This window comes from Paenibacillus polysaccharolyticus, from assembly GCF_023714295.1.
Lineage (GTDB): Bacteria > Bacillota > Bacilli > Paenibacillales > Paenibacillaceae > Paenibacillus > Paenibacillus polysaccharolyticus_A.
The window spans coordinates 1-255 of record NZ_JAMAUN010000077.1; the positions used below are offsets into that span (position 1 = coordinate 1).

General features: G+C 47.5%; 1 rRNA gene. It reads left to right on the plus strand.

Going from position 1 to position 255, the window contains the following annotated elements:
- Window positions 1–73, plus strand: a 16S ribosomal RNA gene (locus tag M3629_RS28290); the annotation flags it as partial.
- Window positions 74–255: the final 182 nt, after the last annotated feature.

Here is a 255-nt window from a genome sequence, read left to right on the forward strand (position 1 = left end):
GGTGGGATAGATGATTGGGGTGAAGTCGTAACAAGGTAGCCGTATCGGAAGGTGCGGCTGGATCACCTCCTTTCTATGGAGAATCGTTTCCCGCGTGGAAACATTCAAAAAAGTCTTCAGGAAGCATACTTCCGAAGCGAGCTTTACTTCGTAAAGCTTTCAACTCACTCGTTGCTCAGTTTTGAGAGCTCAAACTCTCAAACCAACTCGTTTATTCGACCGACACATCCGTGAACGGCCCCGAATGAAACGATT